The organism is Pseudoalteromonas sp. APC 3691, from assembly GCF_030408135.1.
Lineage (GTDB): Bacteria > Pseudomonadota > Gammaproteobacteria > Enterobacterales > Alteromonadaceae > Pseudoalteromonas.
Map to the genome: position 1 here is coordinate 46,397 of NZ_JASDCB010000027.1, position 8,807 is coordinate 55,203.

The window sequence follows — 8,807 nt, forward strand, 5'->3', positions numbered from 1 at the left end:
AACCTCAATAATTTCTGATGCTTGTAAAAGCATTATGTAATTTGTTAGGGCACTTTTTACCCGCAGATTCTTCAACGCCTGAGTTTAAATCAAGGCCTAGGGCACCTTTAAAAAGCGCATCTTTAATATTATCTGGATTTAAGCCACCAGCTAGCATAAATGGTGTGGTTGCGCCGCTAAGCACCGACCAATCAAATGCTTTACCAGTACCGCCAGCTTGAGTGTCGCTGTGTGTATCGTAAAGGTGTCGATCAACCCCATTTACAGGCGTTGGCAATGCATCTTTTATTGCTTGGGCTTTCCAAATTTCGCAATTAGTTGGTAACTGTGTACGCAAGTCAGCAATGTAATCGTCACTTTCTTGACCATGTAATTGAACTGCCGCCAATTTTAGCACACTTGCGTATTGAGTAACTTGCTCAATTGGAGCATCGACAAACACACCAACAAAATTAAGTGGTGCACTTTTACTAAGCTCTATTGCACAATCTAAATCGACATAGCGTGGCGATTTAGGATGAAAAATCAAACCGCCGTAAATAGCACCGTTTTGATACGCAGCTTGTGCATCTTTAGTACGTGTTAAACCACATACTTTATTGTCACCTAAAATAACACGGCGGCATGCTTGCTCTAAATCACGCTCACTCATAAGTGAGCTGCCAATTAAAAAGCCATCGCATAGAGGAGCTAAACGTTTTACGTCTTGATGGGTGTAAATCCCCGACTCCGAAATAACCACTTTATCAGCCGGAATAAGCTTTCGTAGTTTTTCGGTAGTGGCTAAATTGGTGCTTAAATCGCGTAAGTCGCGGTTATTAATACCAATAATTTGTGCATCAAGTGCAAGTGCGCGGTGTACTTCTTCTTCATTACTTACTTCGGTTAATACCGACATATTAAGTGAATCGGCAACGGCATGCAGAGCTTTATAGCTTTCGTCATCTAGTACTGAAAGCATTAATAATATAGCGTCACCGCCATAAATACGTGCCATGTACACTTGATACTCATCTATAAAAAAGTCTTTACAGATAAGCGGTTGTTCTACTTGGCTGCGCACAAATTCGAGGTAGTCAAAACTGCCTTGAAAATATTTAGCATCAGTTAACACACTCATACAGGTAGCGTATTTTTTATAAACCGAGGTGATTTCGGTTAAATCAAATGGCTCTCTAATTAAGCCTTTTGAAGGAGATGCTTTTTTACATTCTAAAATAAACTGTGTGCCAGGTGCTGCGAGTGCTTTGTAAAAATCACGGCTTGTAGGCACTGCATGCTGTTTAAAGCTTTTAAGCGGGCGTGCGGCTTTACGCTCAATTAGTTCTAATTTTTTATCAGCAACAATTTTGTCTAATACATTAGCCATTACTTACCTCAATAATTGCACTTAGTGTGTTCATGGCTTGCCCTGAACTTAATAATGTTTGTACTTGTTTTGCCCCTTCTTTTAACGTTTCTGCTTTACCTGTTAGGTATAGAAGGGCAGCTACGTTAACCACAATAGCAGCATTATGTGCATCTGTGCCTTTGCCTTGCAAGATGGCGAGGCTAGCATTTGCGTTGTATTGTGGGCCTTCACCAGCGAGTTGTTCAAGTGAATAGTTTGCAAGGTCGAAGTCGCTTGGGTTTAGTGTGTACTGCGTAATCTCGCCATTATTTAGCTCAACTACCGTTGTTGGGCCGTGTAGGGCTATTTCGTCAGTGCCCGAGCCGTGAACAATCATAGCGCGCTTTGTGCCAAGGGTTTTAAGTGTTTGTGCCATTGGCATACACAACGCTTCGTTATACACACCTAACAATTGCACTTCAGGTGCTGCAGGGTTAGCAAGCGGACCTAAAATATTAAAAATAGTGCGTGTTTTAAGCGATGTTCGTACGCCCATCGCATGACGTACGCCACTGTGATAGTGCGGTGCAAACAAAAAGGTAAAATTGGTTTGCTCAAGACATTTTGCTGCTTGCTCTGGGCTCATATCTATATTAATGCCCAGGGCTTTGAGTAAATCGGCTGAGCCTGAATTACTCGATACACTGCGATTACCATGTTTTACCATGTTAATACCGGCAGCAGCGGCAACAATTGCAGCCGTTGTACTTATATTAATTGTGTTTGAACCATCGCCACCAGTGCCACAGCTATCGGCAAGTTGCGTACTGCTGGTAATAAAAGCAACGGCGTTTTCGCGCATTGAAGCTGCAGCGCCTGCAATCTCGTCGCTTACTTCGCCTTTAATTTTAAGGCTTATAAGTAGGGCGGTTAGTTCAATTTCACTCATATTACCTTGCATTATTTCATCAAAAAGCGCTTTGGCGTCTGCGTAGCTTAATGATTGCCCAGTAATTAGTTGCTCAATCGCGTGTTGAACATTTATGGGTTGTTCTGGTTGTGTACTCATAATGTCCTCTTTTATTTAGCGCGTGTTAAGTAAGCGACACTTTGCTGGAGTAGCATTGCGCCGTTTGGCGTTAGTATTGATTCTGGATGAAACTGGTAACCCAATGCGTTGTCACCATGATGATAAATAGCCATAGGGATATCTTCGTACTGGGCAATAACCTCAATATTATCAGGCACCTTTGTTGCCATTAATGAATGGTAACGTGCTACAGGCATTGTATTGCCCATACCATCAAATACAGGATGCTCGCCTAAATTAATAATTGAAGACTTACCATGTACGGTTTCACCAGCATGACCGATTACTCCACCGTAACTTTGTGTTAATGCTTGTTGGCCTAAACAAATGCCTAGCATTGGGAAGTGACCTTTAGAGAGCTCAATAAGCTCCATTAAACAGCCTGCATCGCTTGGTGTTCCAGGACCCGGCGAAAGTACTAATAGTACTTGGCCTTGCTCTTGGCGCATTTTGTTAAAGATAACCTCAGCGCTAATGTTGTTTCTGTAAACAACCAGTTCGCAGCCAAGCATCGTAAGCTCATCAACAAGGTTATATGTAAATGAGTCAACGTTATCTAAAAAATAGATTTTAATAGGATTCGCTTTACTCATTTTATACCGCCTTATACGTAGATTTTATGGCGGTGATAACCGCTTGTGCTTTAGCGCGAGTTTCGTTTGCTTCTGAAATAGGATCTGAGTCAAACACCACACCGGCACCTGCTTGCACATACGCTTTGTTATTTTTAACAAAAGCTGAGCGAATAACAATACAGCTATCCATTGCGCCATCACCGGTTAAGTAACCTACTGCGCCACCATAGCTGCCACGGCGCTTACCTTCAGTTTGACGAACAAGCTCAGCAGCACGAACCTTTGGTGCACCAACAAGCGTGCCCATGTTCATACAAGCTTGGTAAGCATGCAGTGCATCAAGCTCGGGTTTTAGTGTGCCAACAACGCGTGATACTAAATGCATTACCTGTGAATAACGGTCTACTTTTAATAGCTCTTTGGCAAAACGAGTACCTGCAACACTAATACGTGCTACGTCGTTACGGGCTAAATCGACAAGCATTAAATGCTCGGCGCGCTCTTTTTGATCGTTTCTAAGTTCAAGTTCAATGCGGCTGTCTAGGTCTGGGTTTATTTGCCCATTAGCAAATTTGCCACGTGGGCGAGTGCCAGCAATTGGGTATACTTCAACTTGCTGAGATTGCACTGTGTATTTAAGTGCTGATTCAGGCGATGCGCCAAATAAAGCAAAGTCTTCATCGCGCATATAAAACATATACGGACTTGGGTTTTGCTTTTTAAGCTGGCTATAAGCGTGCAGAGGATCAGGACAAGGTAGTGAAAATGTACGCGATGGCACTACCTGAAAAATATCACCGTCTACAATATTCTTTTTAAGCTTAATTACTTGCTCGCAGTATGTGTCATCGTCTATATCAACGCTTACCTCACATTGTCCACTTTGCATATCCGCACTAAATTCTGAAGCGTTATCGCACAGCGTATTTAAGCGCTCTAGCTCTTTACCTACTTCAAAGCAGTTAGCGTGTACGTCTGGGCCGTTAAATACATTACCAATGAGTTCGGTTGTTTGTTTTTGATGATCAATAACAACTAAGGTTTCGGCTAAATAAAATACGTAATCTGGGCAGGTGTTTTCGCCATCAGGTACATCACTTAACTGCTCAAAGTTTGCTACCATATCGTAGGCAAATACACCGCCTAAAAATAACGAAAATGGATTGTTAGTTGTGCTTTTAATACTGTTAATACAAGTTCTCAGAGCGCTAAATGCGTTATCTGCAATTAGTTTACTCGCTTCGTCAGTATCGAAGCTAGTGTCTAAATAACACAGGGTAAGTGTTGCGCCGTCTAAAGTGGCATCACAGCTTTTAACATTTGCCTGCAAGTAGCTAAGTAGCTGTTGCCCATTATTAGATTGAGTAGTAATAGTGACTGCTTTACCTTGGCATACAATGCGCAATGCACAGTCGACTAAAATTAAACTTTTTACACTGTCTTTAGAATCAATCTCAGCCGATTCAAGCAGTAGTGAGTTAGGCTTATCAAGTGCCGCGTATAATGCAAGAGGACTACTAATATAGTCGCGTACTTGCGTAATGCTTGTTACTTCGCCTGGTGTGGTAGTTATATGACTAAAAATCAAACCTCATTCCCTCAAAAAATTAAACCCCGCAATGCTGTGCAATGCGGGGCTTGAATAACGATATCTAAATTACAAACAGATCATTACCGTCCCGCTATATCAAGCGCCACCACCAACGATGTGTAAGAGTAAGACCGTTATTCATGTTTTTCTGCCTCAATATTTATTAAATATTTATAATATAAAACGTTTCGTAAAATTTAGTTATAAAAAAACCCGCATAGTTGCGGGTTTTGAATTTTTGCTAGACACGACAATTCATCACCCGACAATTACGAGTGCCACCACCAAATAGTGTTTAAGTTTGAATTGATCATTATTGTTAATTCTAATGTGTCTGAAAGTGGCTACAGTAAAACGTATCTTATGCTTTTGTGTCAAGTGTTTATTTAAAACAATTTAGTCAAAAAAGTTGTTATACTTACATAAACACCAGTAACCCTTAATTTTAAGCAGTTTTCTTTTGATAAAATACGATTTACATAGCCATACCACACATTCAGACGGGCGTTTAACGGTTGAAGAATTATTGCATCGCGCTGTTGATAAAAATATTGATGTGTTTGCTATTACCGATCATGACACTGTGGCGGCTATTAAGCCTGCGCAGCAATTTATTAAAACCGAAAACTTACCGCTTTCATTAATAACGGGTACCGAAGTGTCTACTAAATGGGAAAGCTTCGAAATTCATATTGTAGGTTTAAATATTGATATTAATAATATTGACCTTACCTCTTTATTATCAGCTCAGCAGCAAAAGCGAGAAGAGCGTGCACTAGAGATTGGTGTTCGCCTTACAAAAAATGGCTTTGATGGCATTTACGAGCAAGCTAAAGAGCTGGCAAAAGACGCGCAAATAACGCGTGCACATTTTGCACGCGCCCTTATTGAGCGCGGTATTGCTAAAAATTTCCCGGGTGTTTTTAAAAAGTACTTAGGGCGTGGCAAAACAGGCTACGTACCAAGTTGCTGGTGCACCATGCAAACCGCTATTGAGGCCATACATGCCGCTGGTGGTGTTGCTGTACTAGCGCATCCAAGTAGCTATCAAATGTCAAACAAGTGGCTACGCAAATTATTAGTAGAATTTAAAAGTGTAGGAGGGGACGCAATGGAAGTTGCACAACCTCAACAGGCGCCAAGCGAACGTCAATTTTTAGGTGAACTCAGCCGTGAGTACGAACTACTTTGCTCGCAAGGGTCTGATTTTCATTTTCCGACAAGCTATTTAGAGCTTGGCAAAAATTTATACCTACCAAAAGATTGCCAAGGTGTTTGGCAAGCTTGGGAAGGAGAAGAAGGGGCATTAACATGAGTCAATTATTTCATATTCATCCTGATAACCCGCAACCGAGACTAATTAGTCAAGCCGTTGATATTATTAAACAAGGCGGGGTTGTTGTTTACCCAACAGATTCGGGCTACGCCATCGGTTGTAACATTGGTAATAAGCAAGCCAAAGAGCGCATAGAGCGTATTCGTGGTATTGAAAAAAACGATAATTTTACGCTAGTTTGTCGTGATTTATCGGAGTTATCTACTTATGCACGCGTAGATAACCAGCTATTTAGACTCATTAAAAATAATACGCCAGGGCCTTATACCTTTATTTTTAAAGGCACAAAAGAAGTCCCTAAACGTTTATTAAACGACAAGAAAAAAACCATTGGCATGCGTGTAATTGAGCACCCAATAGCCTGTGCGTTACTTGCCGAACTTGGTGAGCCGTTAATGTCGTGTTCTTTAATTTTACCAGGTCAGCAGTTTACAGAATCAGATCCTGATGAAATATTAGAGCGATTAGATAAACACGTCGATTTAATTATTCACGGTGGCCACTTAGCCGAGCAAGCAACCACGGTAATCGATTTGTCAGAAGATGAAGTTAAAATACTACGTGTTGGCTGTGGTGATACAAGCCCATTTGAGTAATAACAAGTGAGCGAAAGTACTGCTGATACAAAAAGTAATGAAAAGCCAGTGCAGCAAAAGTTGCCACTGGCTTTTTTGCATGGTAAAGCGGTTGTAGATAAACCAGAAGACTTATATATTCCGCCCGATGCGCTCGAAATAATATTAGAAACCTTTGAAGGCCCTCTCGATTTACTGCTTTATTTAATTAAAAAGCATAAGCTTGATGTGCTCGATCTTTCTATTTTTAGTATTACAGAGCAGTATGTAAGTTACGTTGAAATGATGACCGAGTTTCAACTCGAACTTGCCGGCGAATATTTAGTAATGGCTGCGTTACTTGCACAAATTAAGTCGCGTTTATTACTCCCTGTTCACGAAGAGCTTGAAGAGGAAGAAGATCCTCGCGCTGAGCTTATTAAACGCCTGCAAGAATATGAGTTATTTAAAAAAGCCGCCGAAAACCTCGATGATATCCCCCGTGTTGGGCGTGATATTTTTATAGCGCATGCCGCTATGCCAATAAATGAAGACACAAGTCAAAACCTCCCTGATATTGAACTTAAAGACTTAATGCTGGCGTTGAGTGATGTTATGGCGCGAGCAAAAACGTTTGAACATCATCAAATTACTGCCGAAGTACTCTCAACCCGAGAGAGAATGAGCCAAATATTACAACAGCTATCGAAAGCAAATTCAGCAGTGGTTTTTAATGCGCTTTTTACGCCTGATGAAGGGCGTAGTGGTGTGGTGGTTAGTTTTATAGCCATGCTTGAGCTCATTAAAGAAGGACTTGTTACTTGTTTGCAAGTAAGCCCAGAGAGCTTAATTTATGTCAGCTTGAGCGAGCAATCCACCCTATAAACTTATCTGTTTAATCCTCAACTTCTAAAACTGACTTTAATTATCAAAGTTCTGTGCTTATACGCACGTAAAGTGTTTGTAAATGTTATTTTCATTTACGGCTATGCACTATATTGTAACGTCATAGCATTATAGGACGTTACACATGTTTAAAAATACACCTTCATCTTACGGACTTGTCGCCATTATTTTACATTGGCTCATGGCGTTGACTATTTTTGGCCTGTTTGGTTTAGGTTTATATATGGTTGAGCTTACTTATTACGATAGCTGGTATAAAGGCTCGCTCGATTTACATAAAAGCATTGGTATTACGCTTGTGGCCGTATTTTTATTTAGAATTTTATGGCGTGCTTTATCTACACAACCTAAACCCTTAGGTGAAAGTAAAGGTATGAACCAATTAGCACACACCGCGCATATTGTTATGTATATTATTTTGGCCGTTATTGTTGTTGCTGGGTATTTAATATCAACCGCAGACGGACGTCCAATAGAAGTGTTTACCTTATTTAACGTATCAGCGCTTGATTTTGCTTTTGATGACCAAGCCGATATTGCAGGAAAAGTACATTATTACGGCGCGTGCACATTAATAGGGTTTGCAGTATTGCATGCACTAGGGGCGTTAAAACATCACTTTATCGATAAAGATAAAACCTTAATCAGAATGATCAAACCATTAAAGGATGATTAAAATGAAAAAATTATTAGTAAGCACAGCCGTTTCGGCTGCAATGATGTTATCGGCAACAGCCGCTAATGCAGCTGATTATGTAATTGATACAAAAGGCGGGCACGCATCTGTTAACTTTAAAATTAAACACTTAGGTTACAGCTGGTTATATGGTCGTTTTAATACTTTTGACGGCACATTTAGTTATGATGCTAAAAACCCTGATGCATCAAAAATTATGGTAAATATTGACACCACAAGCCTTGATTCTAACCATGCAGAGCGCGATAAGCACTTACACGGTAAAGATTTTTTAAATGTGGATAAATACCCAAAAGCGACATTTAAAAGCACCAGCATTAAATTTGATGAAAATGGTGAAGAGGCCGACGTAACCGGCGAATTTACGCTGCATGGCGTAACTAAAACTATTACCTTTGAAATAGATAAAGTGGGCGAAGGTAAAGATCCGTGGGGTGGATACCGCGTAGGTTTTGAAGGCGAAACCAGCCTTAAACTTACAGATTATGGTATTGATTACAACTTAGGGCCTGCATCTACTCATGTTGATATTATTTTATCAATAGAAGGCGTTCGTCAGTAATACCATTATTAAATATAAAAACGCCACTTACTGTGGCGTTTTTTTGTTTGCCCAGCGAAGCTGGCAAACCCGATAGGCTGAAAGATGCCTTATCACCCTGACTAAGGGGAAGATAATCTGAATGGCAAGGGCGTCACTGGCCAACGGTGGGGTCTGAAGGAAGCCA

General features: G+C 40.7%; 9 protein-coding genes. 5 read left to right on the forward strand and 4 right to left on the reverse strand.

Features of this window, described 5'->3' with window-relative positions; genetic code table 11:
• Positions 1-4 precede the first annotated feature (4 nt).
• From trpCF to QL998_RS10585, 4 genes are read right to left on the reverse strand one after another with little or no spacing between them, the layout of a single operon-like run.
• The gene (gene trpCF, locus QL998_RS10570; RefSeq protein WP_290192648.1) at positions 5-1,369 is read right to left on the reverse strand and encodes a bifunctional indole-3-glycerol-phosphate synthase TrpC/phosphoribosylanthranilate isomerase TrpF; all 1,365 of its coding nucleotides are present in this window, start codon (positions 1,367-1,369) and stop codon (positions 5-7) included.
• Positions 1,362-2,399 carry an anthranilate phosphoribosyltransferase gene (gene trpD / locus QL998_RS10575; protein ID WP_290192649.1) on the reverse strand — a complete coding sequence of 346 codons (1,038 nt, stop codon included), beginning with the start codon at positions 2,397-2,399 and terminating at the stop codon, positions 1,362-1,364. Before trpD ends, trpCF begins: the two co-directional genes overlap by 8 nt.
• An 11-nt stretch (positions 2,400-2,410) precedes the next feature.
• Positions 2,411-3,013 (reverse strand): aminodeoxychorismate/anthranilate synthase component II, encoded by a 603-nt coding sequence (locus tag QL998_RS10580; RefSeq protein WP_290192650.1) that lies wholly within the window; start codon positions 3,011-3,013, stop codon positions 2,411-2,413.
• A 1-nt stretch (position 3,014) separates the two neighbouring features.
• A complete protein-coding gene (locus tag QL998_RS10585; RefSeq protein WP_290192651.1) occupies positions 3,015-4,583 on the reverse strand; it encodes an anthranilate synthase component 1 in 1,569 nt (522 codons plus the stop codon).
• Positions 4,584-5,046: 463 nt separating this feature from the next.
• Between QL998_RS10585 and QL998_RS10590 the strand changes: the two genes are divergently transcribed.
• From QL998_RS10590 to QL998_RS10610, 5 genes are all read left to right on the forward strand, one after another.
• Positions 5,047-5,901 carry a PHP domain-containing protein gene (locus tag QL998_RS10590; protein ID WP_290192652.1) on the forward strand — a complete coding sequence of 285 codons (855 nt, stop codon included), beginning with the start codon at positions 5,047-5,049 and terminating at the stop codon, positions 5,899-5,901.
• Entirely contained in the window at positions 5,898-6,518 is a 621-nt protein-coding gene (locus QL998_RS10595; protein ID WP_002961576.1) for an L-threonylcarbamoyladenylate synthase, read from the forward strand. The genes QL998_RS10590 and QL998_RS10595 overlap by 4 nt, the downstream gene beginning before the upstream one ends.
• Positions 6,519-6,524: 6 nt before the next feature.
• A complete protein-coding gene (locus QL998_RS10600; protein WP_024594559.1) occupies positions 6,525-7,361 on the forward strand; it encodes a ScpA family protein in 837 nt (278 codons plus the stop codon).
• Positions 7,362-7,506: 145 nt separating this feature from the next.
• Complete coding sequence (locus tag QL998_RS10605; RefSeq protein WP_024594560.1) at positions 7,507-8,058, forward strand: cytochrome b; 552 nt, start codon at positions 7,507-7,509, stop codon at positions 8,056-8,058.
• A gap of 1 nt (position 8,059) precedes the next feature.
• Complete coding sequence (locus QL998_RS10610; RefSeq protein WP_165742914.1) at positions 8,060-8,641, forward strand: YceI family protein; 582 nt, start codon at positions 8,060-8,062, stop codon at positions 8,639-8,641.
• The last annotated feature ends 166 nt before the right edge of the window (positions 8,642-8,807 follow it).